Origin of the sequence: Sporosarcina koreensis, assembly GCF_001531445.1 — a bacterium.
GTDB classification, from domain to species: domain Bacteria; phylum Bacillota; class Bacilli; order Bacillales_A; family Planococcaceae; genus Sporosarcina; species Sporosarcina koreensis_C.
Window position 1 is genome coordinate 37,904 of sequence record NZ_LQYA01000203.1, and the last position, 22,975, is coordinate 60,878.

24 protein-coding genes are annotated in these 22,975 nt (G+C 42.8%); 18 read left to right on the forward strand and 6 right to left on the reverse strand.

Annotated features, from left to right (window positions below; genetic code table 11):
• Position 1 precedes the first annotated feature (1 nt).
• From AWV70_RS18950 to AWV70_RS18970, 6 genes are all read left to right on the forward strand, one after another.
• Entirely contained in the window at positions 2-973 is a 972-nt protein-coding gene (locus AWV70_RS18950; protein WP_060210098.1) for a stalk domain-containing protein, read from the forward strand.
• Positions 974-1,113: 140 nt separating this feature from the next.
• On the forward strand, positions 1,114-1,410 hold the full coding sequence (locus AWV70_RS18955) for a hypothetical protein (protein ID WP_060210099.1): 297 nt from the start codon (positions 1,114-1,116) through the stop codon (positions 1,408-1,410).
• Positions 1,411-1,422: 12 nt separating this feature from the next.
• Positions 1,423-1,545, forward strand: coding sequence for a hypothetical protein (locus AWV70_RS25130; RefSeq protein WP_268777888.1), 123 nt, complete (start codon positions 1,423-1,425; stop codon positions 1,543-1,545).
• Positions 1,546-1,660: 115 nt separating this feature from the next.
• Positions 1,661-2,113: a MarR family winged helix-turn-helix transcriptional regulator gene (locus AWV70_RS18960; protein ID WP_060210100.1), complete on the forward strand. Its 453-nt coding sequence runs from the start codon at positions 1,661-1,663 to the stop codon at positions 2,111-2,113.
• Between the two features lie 24 nt (positions 2,114-2,137).
• Positions 2,138-2,656 (forward strand): GNAT family N-acetyltransferase, encoded by a 519-nt coding sequence (locus tag AWV70_RS18965; protein WP_060210101.1) that lies wholly within the window; start codon positions 2,138-2,140, stop codon positions 2,654-2,656.
• Positions 2,657-2,675: 19 nt separating this feature from the next.
• The gene (locus tag AWV70_RS18970) at positions 2,676-3,359 is read left to right on the forward strand and encodes an FMN-binding negative transcriptional regulator (protein ID WP_082713712.1); all 684 of its coding nucleotides are present in this window, start codon (positions 2,676-2,678) and stop codon (positions 3,357-3,359) included.
• Here AWV70_RS18970 and nspC read toward each other — a convergent pair.
• Genes nspC through speD form a run of 6 tightly spaced genes read right to left on the reverse strand, consistent with a single transcriptional unit; the run spans position 3,340 to position 9,695 of the window.
• Entirely contained in the window at positions 3,340-4,482 is a 1,143-nt protein-coding gene (nspC, locus tag AWV70_RS18975) for a carboxynorspermidine decarboxylase (protein ID WP_060210102.1), read from the reverse strand. The two genes, AWV70_RS18970 and nspC, sit on opposite strands and share 20 nt — an antisense overlap.
• A gap of 16 nt (positions 4,483-4,498) precedes the next feature.
• Positions 4,499-5,698, reverse strand: a complete 1,200-nt coding sequence (locus AWV70_RS18980) for a saccharopine dehydrogenase family protein (protein WP_060210103.1) — start codon at positions 5,696-5,698, stop codon at positions 4,499-4,501.
• A gap of 24 nt (positions 5,699-5,722) precedes the next feature.
• Positions 5,723-6,574: an agmatinase gene (gene speB, locus AWV70_RS18985; RefSeq protein WP_201024405.1), complete on the reverse strand. Its 852-nt coding sequence runs from the start codon at positions 6,572-6,574 to the stop codon at positions 5,723-5,725.
• Entirely contained in the window at positions 6,564-7,415 is an 852-nt protein-coding gene (speE, locus tag AWV70_RS18990; protein WP_060210104.1) for a polyamine aminopropyltransferase, read from the reverse strand. The genes speB and speE overlap by 11 nt, the downstream gene beginning before the upstream one ends.
• Positions 7,412-8,839 (reverse strand): aminotransferase class I/II-fold pyridoxal phosphate-dependent enzyme, encoded by a 1,428-nt coding sequence (locus tag AWV70_RS18995; RefSeq protein WP_060210200.1) that lies wholly within the window; start codon positions 8,837-8,839, stop codon positions 7,412-7,414. The genes speE and AWV70_RS18995 overlap by 4 nt, the downstream gene beginning before the upstream one ends.
• Before the next feature lie 43 nt (positions 8,840-8,882).
• On the reverse strand, positions 8,883-9,695 hold the full coding sequence (gene speD, locus AWV70_RS19000; RefSeq protein ID WP_235588760.1) for an adenosylmethionine decarboxylase: 813 nt from the start codon (positions 9,693-9,695) through the stop codon (positions 8,883-8,885).
• 344 nt (positions 9,696-10,039) lie between these two features.
• On the opposite strand from speD, the gene AWV70_RS19005 reads away from it, so the two are divergent.
• The 12 genes from AWV70_RS19005 to AWV70_RS23070 all read left to right on the forward strand — a co-directional run bounded on the left by AWV70_RS19005 (position 10,040) and on the right by AWV70_RS23070 (position 22,962).
• A complete protein-coding gene (locus AWV70_RS19005) occupies positions 10,040-10,462 on the forward strand; it encodes a DUF1801 domain-containing protein (protein ID WP_060210105.1) in 423 nt (140 codons plus the stop codon).
• 110 nt (positions 10,463-10,572) lie between these two features.
• Positions 10,573-12,468: a PrkA family serine protein kinase gene (locus tag AWV70_RS19010; protein ID WP_060210106.1), complete on the forward strand. Its 1,896-nt coding sequence runs from the start codon at positions 10,573-10,575 to the stop codon at positions 12,466-12,468.
• Positions 12,469-12,545: 77 nt separating this feature from the next.
• Entirely contained in the window at positions 12,546-13,703 is a 1,158-nt protein-coding gene (gene yhbH / locus AWV70_RS19015) for a sporulation protein YhbH (RefSeq protein WP_060210107.1), read from the forward strand.
• Positions 13,700-15,103, forward strand: a complete 1,404-nt coding sequence (locus AWV70_RS19020; RefSeq protein ID WP_060210108.1) for a SpoVR family protein — start codon at positions 13,700-13,702, stop codon at positions 15,101-15,103. Before yhbH ends, AWV70_RS19020 begins: the two co-directional genes overlap by 4 nt.
• A 325-nt stretch (positions 15,104-15,428) precedes the next feature.
• The gene (locus AWV70_RS19030) at positions 15,429-15,938 is read left to right on the forward strand and encodes a GNAT family N-acetyltransferase (RefSeq protein WP_201024406.1); all 510 of its coding nucleotides are present in this window, start codon (positions 15,429-15,431) and stop codon (positions 15,936-15,938) included.
• Between the two features lie 4 nt (positions 15,939-15,942).
• Positions 15,943-16,659 (forward strand): alpha/beta fold hydrolase, encoded by a 717-nt coding sequence (locus AWV70_RS19035; protein WP_060210111.1) that lies wholly within the window; start codon positions 15,943-15,945, stop codon positions 16,657-16,659.
• Positions 16,660-16,665: 6 nt separating this feature from the next.
• A complete protein-coding gene (locus tag AWV70_RS19040) occupies positions 16,666-17,598 on the forward strand; it encodes an aminoglycoside phosphotransferase family protein (RefSeq protein ID WP_060210112.1) in 933 nt (310 codons plus the stop codon).
• A 47-nt stretch (positions 17,599-17,645) separates the two neighbouring features.
• Positions 17,646-17,864, forward strand: coding sequence for a spore coat associated protein CotJA (locus AWV70_RS19045; protein ID WP_060210113.1), 219 nt, complete (start codon positions 17,646-17,648; stop codon positions 17,862-17,864).
• Complete coding sequence (locus AWV70_RS19050) at positions 17,861-18,127, forward strand: spore coat protein CotJB (protein WP_060210114.1); 267 nt, start codon at positions 17,861-17,863, stop codon at positions 18,125-18,127. The genes AWV70_RS19045 and AWV70_RS19050 overlap by 4 nt, the downstream gene beginning before the upstream one ends.
• Positions 18,128-18,141: 14 nt before the next feature.
• A complete protein-coding gene (locus AWV70_RS19055; protein WP_060210115.1) occupies positions 18,142-18,711 on the forward strand; it encodes a manganese catalase family protein in 570 nt (189 codons plus the stop codon).
• Positions 18,712-18,850: 139 nt separating this feature from the next.
• Positions 18,851-19,864 (forward strand): YcjF family protein, encoded by a 1,014-nt coding sequence (locus AWV70_RS19060; RefSeq protein WP_060210116.1) that lies wholly within the window; start codon positions 18,851-18,853, stop codon positions 19,862-19,864.
• 236 nt (positions 19,865-20,100) lie between these two features.
• Entirely contained in the window at positions 20,101-22,962 is a 2,862-nt protein-coding gene (locus AWV70_RS23070; RefSeq protein WP_160327687.1) for an S-layer homology domain-containing protein, read from the forward strand.
• Positions 22,963-22,975 lie beyond the last annotated feature (13 nt).

The following is a 22,975-nucleotide window of genomic DNA, read 5'->3' on the forward strand; positions in this document are numbered from 1 at the left end:
AATGAAAAAAATTGGAGCAGTAGCACTAACCGCATTATTGGCAGGAAGCGCGTGGACACCTTTTGCAGTTCAGGCAAATGAGGACGTGATTCAGATGGAAAGTGAAGAGGTCAAGGATGCTTCGGATTTCATGCGAGCGACTGGCGTTATTACTAACATCGAAAACAGGGATAACGATCTGATGGTAACTGTCGAAAATGAAGAAGGGCTCATCACGATTTTCCGTATCCAAGACAAGACGCTTCTATTCAATAGCGGTACTACAGAAGAAATTCAACCGGCCGACTTGAAAAAGGATATGAAAGTGGAAGCATATTACGATAAAAACAAGCCAATGATCTTGATTTATCCAGCACAAATTACACCGGAACTATTCTTCGTCATCGATGAAGAAAAACCGGGCAGCGTCAAAGTCGGTAAGTTCGATGAAGATTTCCTCAGCTTGGACAAGGAATTGAAATTGAACATTGGAGAAGAAACGACAATCGTTAACCAACAAGGAGAAAAAATTAACAAGGGCGATTTATCAGGTAAGGAATTGGCAGTGTTTTATTCGATTACAACAAGAAGTCTGCCTCCACAAACACCTCCAGATAAAATCGTCGCGCTTGATCCATTGACAGATGAGGGTACAAACGAGGAGGAGGGTGAGGAAACTCCAGAAATCCCAGAAACTCAGGACATTCCGAATTCCGTTGTGAAGATGATCGCAAACGACCATTACATGAAAGATGGCGTCAAGATGATTCCTTTACGCAAAGTAGCGGAAGAACTCGGCTATACTGTAGTATCTCAACCAAAAGTGAACGGAGCTATTCTGACAAAGGAAAATCGCTCATTCACAATTACGCGTGGCGAATTGACGTACGGTTTCAATAAGAGCTTACAGAAGTTTGAAGCAGCTCCGGAATTACATGAATGGAACAAAACCTATGTATCCGAAGACTTCCTAAAAGCATTGCTTGGTGAATAATAAGTAAATGAATCGAAGTCTGAAACGATGGGACCGTCTTGACGGACGGCGTTTCAGACTTTTTTCTATGAGCTAAATAGCGAACAATCACCAATTACTTCCCATACACTATACAAAGGATGCCAAGGGTGTGGTGACGAATGAACGATCAATTTCAGCAAGGGGCAAACAAAGCGTATTCCATTAGCGATCTGTTAAAAGGGAAAGATCTTGAAATTGTAGCGGCCTCCCTTCTGCTAGTAGGAAAACTGAAAGTGGAATCTGTCCAGTTGTTCAGAGGCCAGCCTGTCGTAGCAGTCACATTGCTTGGCCAATTCAAATCGGCTTCTAATGATAATGAAAAAGGAAATGTGATGGCGGAATTTCTAGAACAGAATGGCGATATAACTTTAGATGAAGTGTTTGAAGGGATACGTAGACAAATGTATAAGAAATAGGAGGAGAAGAGGTTGTTCGGCAACACAGAATTTGACGCGGGGAAATTCATTAATATAGTATTGCTGCTCGTCTTTTTGCTACTTCTCATTTTCGGATCGACAAAACTGGATGAACTTATATCAGATGTACCGTGAAAAACTGCCCAGTCCAAAATGGCAGTTTATTTTCGATGGAATTTATGTTGCAAATGCAATAAAATTAAACTATGTTTGATCTATGCAAACAAAAATTTGTGCAAGGAGTAAACATATGAAGGAAATTCTGCGTGAAATTGGAATGATAGCAAGGGCCTTGGATTCTATTAGTAACCTCGAATTCAAAGAATATGAACTTACAAAAGGGCAGTATTTATATCTTGTGCGAATATATGAAAATCCAGGAATTATTCAAGAGAAGGTAGCTGAGATGATAAAAGTTGACAGAACAACAGCATCTCGTGCGATAAAAAAGCTTGAAAGCAATGGCTTTATAGAAAAGAAAGAGGATAAACTGAACAAAAAAATAAAAAAGCTCTATCCTACGGAGAAAGGAAAAAACATTTATCCTATTATACTAAGAGAACATGATCATTCCAATGAAGTTGCGCTCAAAGGATTTTCGCAAAAAGAGGAAGAAGATATTTATAATCTACTTCAAAGAATACGAATAAATATAGAAAAAGACTGGGAGTTTGTGAAAAAAGGAAACAAGAGAGAATATTGATCATATAAAGGAGTGACACGTGGCATGGCTGTAACGATAAAAAAATGTAATCTTGAGGATCTACATAAACTTCGAGAAATTAGTTATGAAACATTTAACGAAACGTTTAAAGATCAAAATTCGCCCGAAAATATGAAGGCCTATTTGGAAAGGGCATTTAACTTGAAACAGTTAGAAGAGGAAGTATCCAATACTTGTTCTCAATTCTTTTTTGTTTATTTCCATGATGAAATCTCTGGATACATAAAGGTCAATATCGATGACGCCCAGTCTGAAGACATGTGCGATGAGGCACTCGAAATCGAAAGGATCTATATAAAGAACAATTTTCAGAGACATGGGCTTGGGAAACATCTATTACAACTTGCGACAAATATTGCATTAGAATGTAATAAAACAAAAATTTGGCTGGGTGTCTGGGAAAAAAACGAAAATGCCATTGCTTTCTATAAGAAATTGGGGTTTATCCAAACTGGAGCGCATTCCTTTTATATGGGCGATGAAGAACAAATCGATTATATTATGACCAAAACACTTAACTAATTTTGGAAGGTGGATTGCTATGTTTATTCCCAAGTATTTTAAGGTCTCTGATGTTGAAGAAGTTTGGGATTTCATTCAGGAAAACTCATTTGGCACCCTTGTCACGACAGAAAAGGGGAAACCGATTGCGACTCATTTGCCTTTGCAGTTACTAAAAGACGGAGAAGCTTTCTATATTACGGGGCATATGGCGTATGCAAATCCGCAATGGAAAACGTTTGAGGAAAATGAAAATGTGCTTGTGCTTTTTCAAGGGCCGCACGCTTATATCTCCTCCTCTTGGTATAACCATGAAAATGTCCCGACTTGGAATTACCAAGCGATTCATGTATATGGACGAGCTTCTGTGATGAGTGAGGAAGAATTGGAAAAAGAGCTTGCCTTATTACTACGAAAATATGAGCGGCATAGAGAGAGTGCTGTTTTGTGGGAGACACTTTCTCCTCAAACTAAAAATCAAATTAAAGGAATTGTTGGGTTTAGCATTAGGATACAAGAAATACAAGCCGCCTATAAACTTAGCCAAAATCGAAAGGAAGCAGACTATAAAAACATTATCGATAAGCTGAATGAGGAAGAGGATTTCAATTCTCATGAGATGGCGGAAGTGATGAAGAATAATAGAAGGTTCTGGAAATGTGTGGAAAAAAGCTGCCCCGTCCAACAGGGCAGCCTCCTTTTTATTAGGATAAGCGTTCTTTAAAGTCCTCGTAGCCGAATTCCTTGATCACTTTCGGACCATCTGCAACTGTATTCAACACGATTGCAGGCAATTCCATGCCGTTGAACGTATTGTTTTTCACCATGGAGTAATGGGCCATATCACAGAAAACAAGCTTATCGCCAGCTGTCAGTGGCTGATCGAATGAATAGTCGCCAATGACATCACCCGCTAGGCATGTAGGTCCGCCAAAACGATATGTTATGGCTTTCTCATTAGGCATACCAGCACCGACGATTTCAGGTCGATACGGCATTTCCAAAACGTCAGGCATATGGCACGAAGCCGAAGTATCCAAAATGGCAATCGGCATCCCGTTATGCATCGTATCAAGCACAGTCGTAACGAGGAAGCCGGTGTTCAGTGCAATTGCTTCGCCGGGTTCCAAATAGACGTCTAGTCCATACTTTTCTTTCATGAACAGGATGGATTCGATCAGTGTTTCAATATCATAATCGGGACGTGTAATATGATGGCCACCGCCGAAATTGATCCACTTCATGTCTTTCAAATACTTGCCAAACTTTTCGTCGACAACTTGTATGGTCCTTGCAAGGGTATCAGAGTTCTGCTCGCACATCGTATGGAAATGCAAGCCGCTTATTCCTTCCAGCTCATCTGGTTCGAAGTTCTCAAGCGTTACACCGAAACGTGAAAAGGTGAAGCACGGGTTATACATATCGACTTCAATCTCCGAGTACTCGGGATTGATCCGGATACCGCATTCAATATGCTTCGGATAGTTTTTCACTTTGTCCCTGAAACGTCTCCATTGATCGAACGAGTTGAAGACGAGGTGATCGGAATACGAGAGGATTTCATCAAAATCAGCTTCTGCATAAGCAGGGGAGTACGTGTGCACTTCTTTCCCCATTTCTTCAAATCCCAATTTCGCCTCCAATAAACCGCTTGAAGTCACCCCGTTCAAATACTGTCCGATAAGTGGATAGACTGAAAACATCGAAAAACCTTTTTGGGCCAATAAAATTTTGCAACCAGTCCGGTCAATAACCGACTTCAGTAATTCCAAGTTTTTGATCAACAGCCCTTCATCGACGACATAGGAAGGGGAGGGGACTGCATGTGGATCAAAATTCAATTTCATTTACTGCAACCTCCTATCAATCGATCAACTCTGGGTTGAAATCTTCCTGCCAAGGCAGACCGTATTCATTCAATGCTTCCATAAACGGATCTGGATTGAACTCTTCAACGTTATACACGCCAGGTTTTTTCCATTCGCCTTTCAGGAATAGCATCGCGCCGATCATCGCAGGCACGCCAGTCGTGTACGAAATCGCTTGGGAACCTACTTCGCGATAGCACTCTTGGTGATCGGATACATTATAGACATAATACTTTTTCTCTTCGCCGTCTTTTGTGCCTTGGAAAATACAACCGATATTCGTTTTTCCTTTTGTGCGCGGTCCGAGGGAAGCAGGGTCAGGAAGAACCGCTTTCAGGAATTGCAATGGAACGATTTCCTGTCCTTCGAAGTTGATCGGCTCAATTGAAGTCATGCCGACATTTTCAAGCACTTTCAAATGCGTCAAGTATTTTTCCGAGAATGTCATCCAGAAACGGATTTTCTTGATGCCTTTAATGTTTTGTGCAAGTGACTCCAACTCTTCGTGATAGAGAAGATAAACATCTTTAGGACCGATTTCAGGTAGATCGTATACGCGTTTTTCGGAAAGTGGCGGAGTTTCGATGAACTCGCCGTTTTCCCAGTAGCGGCCGTTTGCCGTGATTTCACGGATGTTGATCTCCGGGTTGAAGTTCGTTGCGAATGGATAGCCGTGGTCACCAGCATTTGCATCCACAATATCGATCGTATGGATTTCATCGAAATAATGCTTTTGTGCATACGCAGAGAAGACGCCAGTTACGCCTGGGTCGAAGCCGCAGCCTAGGATTGCAGTCAAGCCTGCTTGCTCGAACTTCTCGCGATACGCCCATTGCCATTTATATTCGAATTTCGCCGTGTCGAGAGGCTCATAGTTTGCTGTATCCAAATAGTGGACGCCTGTTGCAAGGCACGCATCCATAATCGTCAAGTCCTGGTACGGCAATGCAACGTTAATGACGATGTTCGGTTTGAAGCTGTTGATCAGTTCAACCAATTCATCTACATTGTCCGCGTCGACTTGCGCCGTCTGGATTTTCGTTCGGCCGCCGTCGAGCTTTTCCTTCAATGCATCACATTTCGATTTTGTACGGCTGGCGATGCAAATTTCTTCAAACACGTCAGGTACTTGTACACATTTATGCACAACTACACTTGCTACTCCACCTGCTCCAATGATTAACGCTTTACCCAATCAAAACACCACCCAGTATGATTTTTAAGAATGTATTGCCAATAAAAGTTCGCGAAGCACTTTACAAGCAACCGCTGTCGATACTCCGCTTTGATCATAAATCGGTGACAGCTCATTGACATCGCAGCCGACAATATTAAGGCCGCTTACTGTCAAAATCGCTTGCAATAATTCCATGAAACTGACACCGCCAGCTTCAGGCGTTCCCGTGCCAGGGAAGACGGAAGGGTCCAATACATCCAAGTCGATCGTTAAATACACCGGTTTCCCTTGTAATCTTTCAACGACCTCTTCTAGTCCATTAAAATTGAATTTATTCGTGAATACACGATCTTTGCCCCATTGGAACTCGCTCCGATCTCCGGAACGGATGCCGAATTGGAAAATCCGGTCGTCTCCGAGGATATCCCATACACGATGAATGACTGTTGCGTGCGATAGTTTCTCGTCGAGGTAATGATCACGCAAATCCGCATGGGCATCGAATTGAATAATATGCAAATCAGGATATTGATCAGCGACAGCACGGACGGATCCGAGCGTCACTAAATGTTCTCCGCCAATCATGCAAGGAATTTTGCCGTCCTGCACGACTTTACGCGTATACTCCTCGATTTGGCCTAAAGCTCTTTCCGTGTTACCAAAGCTTAACTCAAGGTCTCCTCCGTCATAAACGGGTAAGTCCTCTAAATCTTTATCCTGATAAGGACTATACGTCTCGATTCCGAAAGATTCGCCGCGCATCACTTTGCTTGCGAATCTTGTACCCGGACGGAATGACGTCGTCGAATCGAAAGGGGCGCCGAAAACGACGATGCCTGATTCGTCATATTCATTGTCACATCCGATGAACGTTTCGATATTTTTATTCAACATCTTTCAATTGCTCCTTTACGTAGTTCGGCAATGCAAATGAGCCGATGTGGATGTCGGTGTTGTAATACTTTGTTTGCAAGCCGAGCTGATTCCAAGCATCTGCGTCCAAATCCTTGATCGGATCATATTTTTTCGAGGCGAAACCGAATAGCCAATGACCTGAAGGATACGTCGGAATGTGTAATTGATACACTTCGCACACTGGGAAGAACCCGATAATCCGCTTATGCGCACGCTGCATACCAAGAGCGTCTTCCTCATAAAAAGGACTTTCATGTTGATTGACAAGAATGCCTTCTTCATTCAGCGCCTTATAGCAGTTGCCGTAAAACTCCCTTGTGAAAAGGCCTTCTCCCGGTCCGAATGGATCTGTCGAATCAACGATGATCAAATCATATTCATCATTTCGTGAACGGACGAATTTCAGACCGTCCTCGAAATGGAGATGTACACGTGGATCATCGAGTTTACTTGCCGTTTGAGGGAGGTACTCCCGACAGACATCAACGACCATCTCATCGATCTCGACCATATCAATATGCTCGATCGAATCATATTTCGTCAGTTCACGGATCGTACCGCCATCACCGGCACCGATGACGAGCACTTTCTTAATGCGGGGATTCGTCGCCATCGGTACGTGTGTGATCATGTCATGATAAATGAATTCATCCTTTTCAGTAACCATGACGTATCCGTCTAACGTAAGAACACGGCCGAATTCAGCAGTTTGCAGTACATCGATTTTCTGGAAATCGCTTTTTCCTGTGTAGAGATGTTCAATGACTCTCATCGAAAATTGGACATTCGGTGAATGATTTTCCACAAACCATAAGTTCATTGCTCGGCCTCCTTCAACACATTGATATATTCAATTTTGCTATCTTCTGTACCTGTCATGAAGCTCCCTTTGTCTTTACAGTATTGAATATATTCCAAAATCTCGGGAGTGATCCGTTCACCTGGTGCGACAATTGGTATGCCGGGCGGATAAGCCATGACGAACTCACTCGCGATACGGCCAGCGCTTTCATTGATCGGAAGCGTCTCCTTCGGTGCATAGAACGCTTTTTGAGGCGTATAGACGACCTGAGGAGTGATATACTCGTGATCGAACAAGCCGCTTTTATCCTGACTATAGCGTCTCTTAATCTCAGCAAGGGCAGAGACGAGCCGTTCGAGATCCAAACGGCGGTCTCCGACTGATATGTACGCCAGAATGTTCCCGATGTCCCCGAACTCGATTTGGATGTCATATTCATCCCGCAGAATGTCATACACTTCAACGCCCGCCAATCCTAACTCCAGTGTGTGGACGGATAGCTTTGTCGTATCAAAATCATAAATCGTATCACCGTTTTTCAATTCCTCCGAAAAAGCGTAGTAACCGCCAATCTTATTGATTTCATCTCGGGTATACTGTGCCATTTCCCCGACTTTCCGGAAGATTTCTTTACCGTTTAGGGCAAGATTTTTCCGTGAAATATCGAGAGAGGAGAGAAGCAGATACGAACCGCTCGTCGTTTGCGTCAAATTGATGATTTGCCTCGTATATCCTTCGCTCACCTCATTGTTGATCAAAAGCAATGAGCTTTGGGTCAAGGAACCGCCGGATTTATGCATGCTCACTGAAGCCATATCTGCACCGACTGACATTGCGGAAGCGGGCAGGTCATCACTGAAATAAAAATGTGTCCCATGCGCCTCGTCAACAAGAACGAGCATTCCGTGGCGATGGGCAAGATCTGTAATCGCCTGCATATTTGAACAGATTCCATAATACGTCGGATTGTTGATCAAAATCGCTTTCGCATCAGGATGCTCAAGGATTGTTTTTTCCACTTCCTTCACGGACATGCCTAAAGGAATTCCTAGTTCATTGTTCACGCCTGGATTAACATAGACAGGAATAGCTCCGCTCAGAATCAAAGCATTGATGGCGCTGCGGTGTACATTGCGGGGCATAATGATCTTTTCGCCCGCTTTGCATGCCGTCATCACCATCGCTTGTACGGCAGAAGTCGTTCCATTCACCATGAAGAAGGCATGCTTCGCTCCGAAAGCTTCGGCTGCGAGTTCTTCGGCTTCCCGGATGACGGAAACGGGGTGGATCAGGTTATCCAACGGTTTCATCGAATTGACGTCTACCGTCATGCAATTCTCACCTAAAAAAGCGGTCAGCTCCTCGTTTCCTCTGCCACGTTTATGGCCGGGGACATCAAAAGGAACGACCCGCATCTTTTTGTAATTGTTTAGAGCCTCCATGATCGGGGCTTTCTGTTGTGAAAGAATGTCCAACACCGTCCTCTCACTCTTCGTATATATTGGAACCGCTGAAAATTTCAATCATCTCTTTACGTAAGTTGTTTGTAATATTTAGCCTTTCTTTCGGAGGTATTTCATATACATCCGTGTTGAAAAGGTAATTTTGTAAATTGATGTCTTTGATCAGCAGTTTTGTATGAAAGATATTTGATTGATATACATTGACATCGATAGCATCATATTTTTGCAACGTCTCACTGTCGATGTAGTCTTGGATTGACGTCATTTTATGGTCCATAAATAACTTCTTCCCTTTATCATCACGGGTAAAACCGCGTACGCGGTAATCAGTCGTGATAATATCCGAATCGAAGCTGCCAATCAGATAATCCAAAGCGTTCAGTGGCGAAATTTCACCACATGTTGACACTTCGATATCGACACGGAAAGTGGCGATCGAATTATCCGGGTGATATTCAGGGTACGTATGGACGGTGACATGGCTTTTATCCAAATGGCCAACAACCGAATCTCGGGTCTTCAAAATCTCGATTTCCCCGCGATTGCAGGATTCATCGATCAATGCTACTGGCAGTGTTTCCTCAGTTATAAGGATTGTGACACTTGCACCTTGCGGATCATAATCCTGTTTGCTCACGTTCAACACATGTGCTCCAATGATTTCCGTAACATGATAAAGAATGTTCGTCAATCGTTCAGAGTTATACTGCTCATCGATATAGGCAATATAATCTTTTTGTTCCCGCTCACTTTTTGCATAGCTCACATCATAGATGTTGAAGCTAAGTGTTTTGGTGAGGTTGTTAAAGCCGTATAACTTCAGCTTATTTTCCAACCCGAATATCCCTCCTTTATTCGACAAAATCGACAAAATCCAGCTCCGGGCGCTAGCTGCTCGGGTCATAAGTCGAAGCGGCTGTGTGGCAAAAAGCGCCACTTCGCCTCTTCGTCTAATGCCTGTCGCAGCTAAGCAAGCGCCCTCCGCTTTATAGAAAATCATTTTAATTATAGAGTAAAAAACTTCCGAGTCAAGATAATTTATTTCCGTTTTGCGCTCCGTTCAAACAATCTATATAGTAGTAGGTAAATGAAGGGTTCCCTATGCTTTTAACGTTAGTCTATGTTACGTGCAATAGCAAGCATTTGGACCATTCAGACTCTTGGGAAGGGGATTAAAAAATGTACGAGCAAAAGACTAAAGAAACGGATACAAGTGTCATCGAATTCATCGAAGCGGTGGATAATCCGAAAAAACGTGAGGACGCTTATCGCTTGTTGGACATCTTTACAGAGACGAGTGGATATGAAGCGAAAATGTGGGGGCCGAGCATCATCGGTTTCGGATCGTATCATTATGTTTATAAGACGGGACATGAAGGGGACGCGCCGCTCGTTGGCTTTTCACCCCGTAAAGCGAAGGTGAGCCTTTACTTCGCGCCGGGTGATGATGAAAGGGAAGTGCTTCTCGCTAAATTTGGCAAACATACTACTGGAAAGGCGTGCGTGTACATTAATAAAGTCAACGACATCGATATCGATGTATTACAACAGCTCATCAAACAATCCATTACATTCCTTAAAAAAACATATCCGGAAAACTGATTCAGGCGGCTAAACGAGCATATTCGTTCAGCCGCTTGTTTTGTATGCCTCATTTTACAGAGCCTCCTCGCATACAATATTGAAACCAGGCCCTGAATGGAGGGAAACGAATGGATATTTTACGCAAGTTGGAGGATTTTCGTGAAGAAGAAAGCAAGCTGAAGTGGGAAGGTACCTTCGCCGAGTATTTAAACATTTTACAAGAACGTAAAGAAGTCGCGCAAACGGCACATTCAAGAGTGTATGAAATGATCAAAAGCCATGGACAATCGAAAGAAAATGGTTATACAAAGTTCTGCTTTTTTGAAAATGAAATTTACGGTCTCGAGGACACAATCGAGCGGCTTGTGACCGAATATTTTCATCCTGCAGCGAAACGTCTGGATGTAAGGAAGAGAATTCTATTGCTTATGGGACCCGTCAGTGGAGGGAAGTCAACCATTGTCACATTGTTGAAGCATGGATTGGAGCAATATTCGAAGACAGATGAAGGTGCAGTCTATGCCATTAAAGGATGCCCGATGCATGAAGACCCTTTGCATCTCATCCCGGAATATTTACGTGATGAGTTCTATGAAGAATTCGGCATCCGAATTGAAGGAAGCTTATCCCCATTGAATACGATGCGCCTTGAAAAAGAATACGATGGACGGATTGAGGATGTGCTCATTGAAAGGATATTCTTTTCAGAAGACAAGCGGGTGGGCATCGGAACATTTACGCCATCCGACCCGAAATCCCAAGATATCGCAGATTTGACAGGAAGCATCGACTTTTCGACAATTGCCGAATACGGTTCAGAATCAGATCCACGTGCATACCGTTTCGACGGCGAGCTGAATAAGGCAAATCGCGGGTTAATGGAATTCCAGGAGATGCTGAAACTCGATGAAAAATTCCTATGGCATCTATTGTCGTTAACGCAAGAAGGAAACTTCAAAGCGGGCAGATTTGCATTGATCAGTGCGGATGAATTAATAGTCGCCCATACGAATGAAACCGAATATCGGGCATTCATTTCCAATAAAAAGAATGAAGCGCTCCATTCGAGAATTATCGTTATGCCGATCCCTTATAACTTGAAAGTGAGCCAGGAAGAGAAAATCTATGAAAAGATGATTCGTGAAAGTGATATGGCCCATGTTCATATTGCCCCCCACGCCCTTAGGGTCGCTGCAATCTTCTCCGTATTGACACGTTTAAAATTATCGAAAAAGCAAGGAATCGATATTGTGAAAAAGATGCGGTTATATGATGGTGAAAATGTGGAAGGCTTCAATTCGGCCGATCTGGAAGAGTTGAAAAAAGAATTTCCAAACGAAGGCATGGACGGCATTGATCCAAGATATGTCATCAATCGGATTTCTTCCGCAATTATCCGTAAAGAAGTGGATGCTATCAATGCGCTTGATGTACTCCGTTCCTTAAAGGAAGGATTGGATCAGCATGCGTCTATTTCTAAGGAAGATAAAGAGGAATACTTAAATTATATTTCTATCGCTCGTAAGGAATTTGATGAAATTGCGAAGAAGGAAGTGCAGAAGGCATTCGTCTATTCATATGAAGAGTCTGCCCGCACTTTGATGGATAACTACTTGGATAATGTTGAGGCGTTTTGCAATAAACATAAAATGAAAGATCCTCTCACAGGAGAAGAGATGAATCCTGATGAGAAACTTATGCGATCGATTGAAGAACAGATCGGAATTTCGGAGAATGCGAAAAGGGCTTTCCGTGAAGAAATCCTTATCCGGATTTCCGCATACGCAAGAAAAGGTAAGAGGTTTGATTACAAATCCCATGAGCGGCTGCGCGAGGCGATCCAGAAGAAGCTATTCGCCGATTTGAAGGATGTCGTTAAAATTACAACTTCATCGGCAACACCTGACGAGACGCATTTGAAGAAAGTCAATGAAGTCGTTGCAAGGCTCATCGATGAATATGGCTATAATTCCATTTCAGCAAATGAATTATTACGGTACGTCGGCAGTCTATTGAACCGGTAATAGGGCGTTCCATATCAATAACCCGCCAGTCGTTGCATATAATACAAAAATGAGTGGACTGGAGTAGGTGAATAGAAATGCAGGAAGAGCAGAGCGAATCTTTTGTCGTCTCCCAGGAAAACTGGTCGCTTCACCGAAAAGGATATCAGGATCAAAAACGTCATTTGGATAAAGTGAAAAAAGCGATCCACAATAATCTGCCCGAATTGATCAGCGAAGAAAGCATCGTCATGTCGGATGGCAAAGACGTCATCAAAATACCGATACGTTCGTTGGATGAATACAAAATCCGTTATAACCACAATAAGTCGAAGCATGTCGGCCAAGGCGGCGGGGATAGTCAAGTCGGGGACATTGTAGCAAGCGACGGCAGTCAAAGTGCTGGAAAAGGGAAGCAGGCGGGCGATCAGCCGGGGCAGGATTATTATGAAGCGGAAGTGTCGATCGCCGAAATCGAAGAGACATTATTCAAAGAGCTTGAATTGCCGGATCTCGAAAAAAGGGAACAGGCGGAAATCACGGAAGAGGATATTCAGTTCAATGACATCAGGAAGAAAGGGCTCATTGGAAATATTGATAAAAAGCGGACGATCATCGCGGCGTTCAAGCGGAATGCAATGGAAGGCAATGCAGAAATCATGCCAATCTATAATGATGATCTGCGTTTCAAGACGTGGGATGAGGTCGTCAAACCGCAGTCGAAAGCAGTCGTGCTCATGATGATGGACACGAGTGCATCGATGGGCACCTTTGAAAAATATATGGCGAGAAGTTTTTATTTCTGGATGACGAAGTTTTTACGGACGAAATATGAAAAAGTGGATATTGAGTTCATTGCCCATCATACAATCGCGAAAGTCGTATCAGAAGTCGACTTTTTCTCGAAAGGGGAGAGCGGGGGCACGATTTGTTCGACTGCGTATGAAAAAGCGCTTGAGCTCATTTCCAAAAAATACAGTCCGTCCCGTTATAATATTTATCCATTCCATTTCTCGGATGGAGAAAATATGTCCTCAGACAACGGAAAGTGTATGTCACTGGTAGAAGAACTTATGGAAGTATCGAATATGTTCGGTTACGGGGAAGTGAATGCGCATAGCCGATATTCGACGTTGATGAATACGTACCAAAAAATCGAAGATCCGAAATTCCGGCATTATGTACTCAAGGAAAACAAGGACGTGTACTATGCATTGAAAAAGTTTTTCCATAAACGCCTGGAGGAATCCGTATGACGGAGCACAGAACACTACAATACGCCGCGGAGGAAATTACGGAGATTGCCAAAGGGTTCGGCTTGGATTTTTATCCGATGCGCTATGAAATTTGTCCGGCGGATATCATTTATACTTTCGGCGCGTACGGCATGCCGACACGATTTTCGCATTGGAGCTTCGGCAAACAATTTCATAAGATGAAGCTTCAATATGATTTGGGGCTTAGTCAAATCTATGAGCTCGTCATCAATTCCAATCCTTGTTATGCGTTTCTATTGGAAAGCAATACGTTGATACAGAACAAATTGATCATTGCCCACGTTCTCGCCCACTGCGATTTTTTCAAAAATAATTCCCGCTTCGCGAATACGAGGCGGGACATGGTCGAAAGCATGACAGCAACGGCCGAACGGATTGCCGAGTATGAGATGCTTTATGGGAATGAAGAGGTCGAACGCTTCTTGGATTCGGTGCTAGCCATCCAAGAGCATATCGACCCGTCGCTAGTCAGATGGCGCCATGGAAATGAAGAAGTGGAACCGGAGGAAGATACGCCAATTGTCCGCAAAACGGTTTACGATGATTTATGGGAAATCGATCATAAGAAGTTAAGGCCGCCGACGGAAACAAAATGGAAAAAGACGCCTGCTTCACCGGAGAAGGATCTATTGCTTTTCATTTTGGAAAACAGTCGGGAATTGGAAGAATGGCAAAGAGATATTTTAACGATGATCCGCGAGGAAATGCTTTATTTCTGGCCGCAAATGGAAACGAAGATTATGAATGAAGGCTGGGCAACGTATTGGCATCAGCGAATTTTAAGGGAAATGGAATTGACAACGGACGAAACGATTGAATTTGCGAAGTTGAACGCGAATGTGATCCAGCCATCTAGGACATCCATCAATCCGTACTATTTAGGGCTGAAAATCTTTGAGGACATCGAACAGCGGTATAATCACCCGAATGAAGAGATGCTTGAATTAGGGGTGAAGCCTGGGTCCGGTCGCGAGAAAATGTTCGAGGTGAGGGAGATGGATTCCGACATTTCCTTCATCCGCAACTATTTGACGAAAGAGCTCGTTCAAAAGGAAGATTTATATGTGTTCGAGAAAAAAGGGAGCCATTATAAAATATCGGATAAGGAATATCATAATGTGCAAGATCGCCTCATTGCACAGCGTGTAAACGGGGGCTTTCCATATATTGTCGTGCATGATGGGGATTACGTCAGAAACGGGGAGCTCTACTTAGTGCATAAATACGAAGATACGGAGTTGGATGTGCCGTATTTGGAGAACGTTCTCCCGCATATCCATCAACTTTGGGGCCGCATCGTGCATTTGGAGACATATGTGGATAATAAACAAGTGGTGTTTTCATATGATGGAAAGAAGGTTCATCGGAGATTTGCATAAGAAGTGAGGGGCCGCCACAATGGGATGACGATGTGGCGGTTTTTTTGGTGAGTTGACGGCGGGTCTTAAGTCACAAAATGACAATAAAACTCGGGAAATGATCGATAAAACTCGGGAAATGAACGATAAGTGCTTCAGATTGATCGATAACTGTTTGGAAATGATTGATATCTTTCAGGAAATGATTGATATCTTTCAGGAAATGATTGATAACTATCCAACGGACTCTGAAAAAAGTCGAATCTACATAACCTTTCCAAATGCAATTCTATTATTTCGCTATTTACTGTAAACTAAAATGAATAATAGTCGAGGGGGATTGCACATGAGAATCAGAGAAGCGGTGGAAGGCGATGAAGAAGGAATTGCTCGTGTTCACGTGGACAGCTGGAGGACAACTTATAAAAATATTGTTCCAGAGTCCTATCTTCAACAAATGTCGTATGAGCAGCGTGCTGAAAATTGGCGCAGAGGTATTGGGAAAAATGCGTTATATGTTGCTGAGGATAAAAATGGTAAGATTGTCGGCTTTGCAACTGGGGGCAAAGAACGGACGGGCAACTATGATGCAGATGGAGAGTTATACGCAATTTATTTACTGCATGAAGTTCAAGGCCAGGGAATTGGCAAGAAACTGACACAAGCAATTGCACAAAACCTGAAAACACAAGGATTTACCTCCATGCTCGTATGGGTGCTTGAACGCAATCCATCAAAAGTATTCTATGAAACACTTGGCGCACAACCAATTGACACGACGATGATCGACATAGGGGGAGAGAAATTCAAGGAGATTGCTTATTATTGGGGAAGTATAGAAGCGATAGGGGGATAAGGGAGTGATTCTTCATACAAAAGTCCTCGGTGAGGGAGAACCGATAATCTTCTTGCATACCGGATTACAAACAGGGGAAACCGATTTCGTATACCAACAAGAGTATTTTCAAAAGGGATATAAAGTTATTCTTCCTGACTTGCGGGCTCATGGTAAATCAAAAATTGAGCAAATTGATATCCATAGTTACTTTGAAGACACGGCCAATGATTTGTACGAAACAATGCTTCATTTACATATCCAACAGGCTCATATTGTAGGCTGTTCATTAGGGGCGCTTGTCGGACTGTTATTCGCGAAGAGATTTCCAGAGTTCGTCACGAGCCTATCATTGTCGGGCATCATTCCTCAAAAACCTTCTAATTGGGATGAATTACGACAAGCTGACATGATAATGCAATACGGGATTCTTGAAAACGATGATGCAATGCAATACTTTGATTCGATTCATCAGTTGGACTGGAAAGATTTTTTAACGAAATCATTTGAACAGGATTGGTATCCATTTCATGAAACTGGAAGCATAGAGGAGCTCCAATGCAGAACGCTGCTCATTGTCGGTGAAGCAAAGGGTCATGAAGTGCAGGGGGCAACGTTTTATCCGGAACAAAACGAGAAAGTCCATATTGCGGTCATTCCATTTGCAGGCCATCTAGTGCATAGTGAGCAAGCTGAACTTTACACAAACATACTCGAACTATTCTTTAATGAAAGAAGTTGATCCAGAATGAATATACCTGTTTCATTCCAAGAAAAAATCGTAAACTGTTTTGGTGAAACGGGGGAGGAGTGGCTGCAGTCACTGGAAGACAACGTAAACAGTATCGCGCATGATTGGGGATTGACACTGGAAAGCCCCGTCACGAATCTTTCCTATAACTACGTCATTCACGTAATCGATTATAACAGCGACCCGTACATTTTGAAGATAGGCTTGCCAGGATTTGATTTTCAAAATGAAGTTCGGACATTACAGCTCTACAATGGACAAGGTTGTGCAAAACTACTAAAAGCTGATGCTTCGCGGGGGGCTATGCTGCTTGAAAAGCTTCAACCCGGAACGATGCTTTGTGCAGAAACAGATGTAGTAGTTGTCATTCAAAACTTCTGCCATGTTTGGAAGGAGATTCGTTGTCCGTTGCCGACTGCTTATGATTTCCCAACAGTTTTAGACTGGGCGGCCGCATTTCCGAAGTATCAAAGCAATCACCCTAAAAACAACGGCCCAATTCCAAATGAATGGGTCAAGATGGCGGTTGACTACTTACATGAGATCCATCAATCGTCAACGGAAATCGGATTACTGCACGGCGATTTACATCATGAAAACATTTTGTTTTCAAACGAGAGAGGCTGGCTCGCGATTGACCCGAAAGGTGTTGCCGGCAGTCCGTACTTCGACGTCGTTTCATTCCTTATCAATCACCTGTTTACAAAGTCGAATCCCGAAGCATTGTTGAAGAAGCGAGTGGACCTGCTCAGTGAATCATTGGACTTGAATCGCGAAAAACTATTGAAATCTGCCGTTTCGATGTCGACTTTGTACGCTTGCTGGGGAATTGAAGACAAAGACTCTAATTGGGATAAAACATATCAATGTGCAAAATGGTTCAAGGGATTATTAGAAGGAAATTACGCTTGTCATCACTTGGACGATTGAATCATTTCAAATCCTCCCGCATAACATAGCTTGAGGAGTGATGAGATTTGGAACGACCGTCATACCGGGGAAGCTACGAACCTTACAATTCCCCTCTTGACCCGTGTCCGCCCATTAGGGTGAAGACGTTTGTGTTGCCACCTCAACTGTTCATTGGTTTTCAACCGCCAGGACTTCCGCAGTTCACGCCTGAGCAGGCTCTCCGCCATGGAACACTTTGGCCGATACTTGCCGATGGATTCTCTCGCGAGGAGGGCATTTCGTGAATGCATTCGAAGAAGAACGTCAAATGATGATCCGCTTGCAGGAAGCCGATTTTGTCGTTGTCGAACTGACTTTATACACGAATACACATCCGACTGATGAAGAAGCATTGGACCAATGGAGGGAAGCTATTAAAGAGGCTGCCCGTCTTCGGCGCCAATATGAAAATCGATATGGACCCCTATCGCTCTATTCCATTCCTTCCGAACAGGCTATCGAGGCAGGCTGGCGCTGGAATCAACCACCGTGGCCATGGCAACGGTGAAAGGGGGAGATTGAATGTGGGTCTATGAGAAAAAGCTTCTATATCCAGTAGAAGTGAGTACGTGCAATCCGAAATTGGCGAAGTATATGATGGAGCAATACGGAGGAGCTGACGGCGAGTTGGCTGCGGCTCTGCGCTATATGAATCAGCGGTATACTGTTCCTGATAAAGTGATCGGTGTGTTGAACGACATTGCCACTGAAGAGTTCTCTCATCTCGAAATGCTGGCAACAATGATTTATAAACTGACAAAGGATGCGTCACCACAGCAATTGGAAGAGGCCGGTTTAGGAGCGCATTTCGTCAACCACGGCCATGCACTCTTCTATGAAAATGCAGGCGGCGTTCCATTCACATCGACATATTTCCAAGCGAAAGGCGACCCGATTGCCGATTTATATGAGGATATTGCGGCGGAAGAAAAAGCGCGCGCGACGTATCAATGGCTCATCGACATTTCGGATGACCCGACATTGAACGATTCACTCAAATTTCTGCGAGAACGGGAAAATGTCCATTCCTTACGTTTCCGGGAATCCGTTGTGATTTTAAAAGAAGAAAGAGATCGAAAAAAGATATTCTAGAAATAAGACCTGTGTCTCTTAGGAGATGCAGGTTTTTCATTTCCAAATAGGGTATTGAATAAGAAACTGAATCCTATTGCCATACTATCCGTATGAATAGGAAGTGGCCATAACTAATCGTAAGAGGAAGGTGATCCAGATGAGTCGACAATGGATGTCAGACGATGAGTTCGACAAAATATTTGATGAGAAATCAGCTGAAATAAACGAACAACTGGAAAGCGAAATCCTGATTGCCATGATCGGTGACGTGAATGCCGGAAAATCATCGACGATCAATCGTCTAATGGGAGACGACGTAGCACAAGTCGGCGCGAAGCCTGGTGAAACACAGGAAATTAAGAAATTTAGTTACAAGGATAAAATCATCTTTGTCGATACTCCGGGACTGGATGATATCTACAGTGAACATTCCGATGAAACAATGAAATTTTATAAGCAGGCCGATCTGATTTTATTTTTCTTAAATGCTGCGGGGACGGTTTTGTCCGAAACAGAGCTGAAATCTTTAAAGAGGATTGCGAAGGTGAATAAAGACCTTATTCTTGTTTTAAATAAAATCGATGCCGCTGACGACATACCGAGTCTCGTGAAGTATGTCCAGGACCATACAGGCTACGAATATCCGGTCACTCCGATTTCTTCACGGACCGGGGAAAATATAGGAATGCTGCAAAAAGAAGTGCTCACATTATTGGAAGCCAAAAAAAAAGATATTTTAATGGCGGCAAACATGAATGATAAATCAGCAATCGCAAACCGGTGGATCCTCGCTGCAGGAGCATCCGCTGCCACAATCGGAGCCGTACCGATTCCAGGGTCCGACTTTGTTCCGCTAACCGCATTACAAGTCAGTCTAATGTTGAAGCTATCGACGTTGTACGGAAAACCGATAACGAAAGACAACGCCAAGGAATTGATCATCGCGACGATTGTCGGAAACATTGGAAAGACGGTTTTCAGGCAAATCGTGAAGTTTGTTCCCGGAGCAGGCATGGTGGCGGGGGCAAGTGTTGCTGGCGGAATGACGATTGCTTTAGGACATGCCGTCAAATATGCGCATGAAAATGATATAGAACTCACTCCAAAATCATTAAAACCGATCTATCAAATGTTCTTGAAAAAGACGAATAAAAAAGAAAAAGAAAAATGAAGTGGTTGTAAGCTCGTTAAAAGCTTGATGCTATGAGATTATAGCTTTCTTACTTGAGAAAGATAGACGGACATTTTCTATTTTAATCATGAAATAGAATGGTAGACTGGAACTATAACCAGTTAATACCTCTATCAATTTTATAAAATATGATTAATAATGTTTGTCGAGGGTATACGTATATGGGATGCATTACTCTCAATTATTTCGTACATCTCAGAGGAGGAAATTTATTTATGGGTAACAACCAACCAAAAAAATATCGTAATTTCATGATCGGTGCAGCTTCAGCAGCATTGGTCGCAACAGCAGTAGCACCAGTGGCTAGCGCGGCAGAGTTTTCCGACGTGAAAGGGAATACGCACGAACCAGCTATTAAAGCATTGGTAGAAACAGGAGTTATCAATGGCTATCCCGACGGTACATTCCAACCGAATAAAACATTGACTCGTTCTGATGTTGTCAAAATGATGGGTAAATGGCTAGTATCACTAGACTATAAAATCCCGACAGATTACAAGACAAACCCGCGATTCAAAGATCTTACATCTAAATCAAATGACGAACTCCTTAAATATGCTGCACTTGTAAAAGACAATGGCGTATTTAACGGTTACGAAGATGGAACACTCGGAGCAGGAAAAGATATTACACGTGAAAACATGGCGATCGTTCTTGTCAGAGCATACGACGCTATCCATAAAACCGATCTAGTAACACTAGTAAAAGAAAAAGAATTCAACAAAGATGTAACAGATCTAGCAAAAGCGAAAGCAGAAGCTCGTCCTTACATCGATGTACTAGACTACTTCGATATCACGAACCCGATTGCACCGCAATTCAACCCGAAAAACACAACAACACGCGGTCAATTCGCTTCATTCCTCTACAAAACTTCTAATGTAAACGTAGAAGAAGAAGCAGACACAGAAGCACCAAAACTAGTTTACACTGGCGAAAAAACACTTAACGTTGAATACGGCGCAGACTTTACACTTCCAGTTGTAACTGCAACTGACAACGTTGACGAAAAAGTCGAAGTCACTTCTGTTATCACAAACGAAGCTGGCGAAAGACTAACTGCCATCGACACAAAAGTCTATGGCACATACAAAGTGACATACAGCGCGGTTGACGAAGCAGGAAACAACGCTGAGGATTTAGTACTTACGGTTGTCGTTGCAGAGCCAACAAACCTTGAAGTTGCATCCGTTGAAGGAATCAACGCTACACAAGTTGAAGTGAAATTCAACCTTCCAGTTGATAAAGCAACTTTGTTTGCAGACGGTAAAAGCGGAGCGTTCAAAGCTAATGTCGTTTCACTAACATCACTTGACAATGTACGTCCAGGAGCTCTTACAGGCGAGTTGTCAACTGACGGTAAAACGTTGACAATCACAGCGGCTAACGTACTTTCTAAACGTTACGATGTCGTCATTGACGGTTTGAAATCATACAACGGCAAAAACATTGTGAAGTATGAAGAAATGGTTACAATTGCGGCAGATAAAACGGCACCAACAGTCGTGAAAACCGAAAGAACTTCTGCTAGCACATTCAAAGTAACTTTCTCTGAACCTCTTAAATCTCTTGGAGATGTTAGCTATAAACTAGCAAATGGTACAGCTGTTACAAGTTCTGCTAAAGGTGTTACAAACAACTTTAAAGCGGGAGCTAAAGAAGTAACATTCACTCTAGGTTCAGACGTTGCTGCTAACCAAGACGTGATTGCTACATTCATTGGCACACAAGACCAAGCCGGCAACTTGATCTCACCGAATCCTACTACTGTCACTTTCCAAAAGGGCGACAAAGATGGAGTGAAACCAGTTGTAACATCTGTTACGCAAACTGGTGCGAAATCTTTTGCAATCAAATTCACTGAGGAGTTACAACAAGGTCCGACTGTAAAAGTTGGTGGCACAACAGCTTCAAAAGTGGAGAAAGATGCAAATGATCCAACTGTTTACAATGTAACTACTTCAGCTGTTCTTGATGAAGCGAAAACTGTTGAAATCAGTGGATTCATCGACCTTAGCGGCGAAGCGGGCGACACAGTTAGCAAAGTGGTAAGCTTTGTTAAGGATAGTAATGCTCCAAAAGTTGCTTCAAGCAAAGTCGTTGCGGATGAAACAAACGGAAAAGAATATCTTGAAATTACATTCGACAAGAATGTTGATTTAGGTAATGCTCCTACAGTAGACGGAGTTGGTTCGTATGTTAAAAATTACGTAACAACACAAGTTACTGCTGAAAATCTTTCCGCTACTACTGTCGAATACAAAAACACTTCAAATAAGAAGGTTGTACGTGTTGAGCTTGATGCATTCCTTGGTTCTACATTTGATGTAGAAGGTGCAGTTTACACACTTGATTTGACATTTGCAAATATTACAAGCGAATCAGGAGTTATTGCTGACACAGCTAAAGTAACGTTTACTCGTGGTAAAGATAACACTCCTGCAAGCGATGCAATCGTTGGGGTAGAATCTGTTGTTCAAGATCCACAAGATAACAACAAGGTAAATGTCACATTTGATAAAGCGGTTGACGGAGCATCTGCGACGACTGCTGCTAATTATCAAATCGATGGTGCAGTAGTTGAATCTGTGAAATTAAATCCTGTTGCAGATGGTAAGCAAGTTGCAGTTCTTACATTGAAGCAAGATTCTAATAATTTTACAGGAACTCGCAACATCAACATTGCAAACGTGAAAGCACTAGGTTCAGCTAAAGTGATGGAGCCTTTCTTCACGAATACTGTATCACTTAAAGAGAATGTTGCACCAACAGTAGCATCTGCTAAATTAGTAGGAACAAATCAAGTGACTCTTACATTCTCTGAAGCTGTCACTACAACTTCAGGAACTAATGATTTTGACCTTCTAATCGGTGGAGCGACAGTTGCATCTAAAACGGCTGTAACAACTCCAGCACATACAGACGGAGTTACTACTGTAACATTCACATTGGAAAACAACCTTTCTAATGCTGATTTAGAAAAGACGTTAGAGTTGAAAGTTAAAAACACCCTAACTATTAAAGACGCTTCTGGAAATAAACTGGCAATACCTGCGAATATCACTATTTCTAGATAATAGAAACGCATGA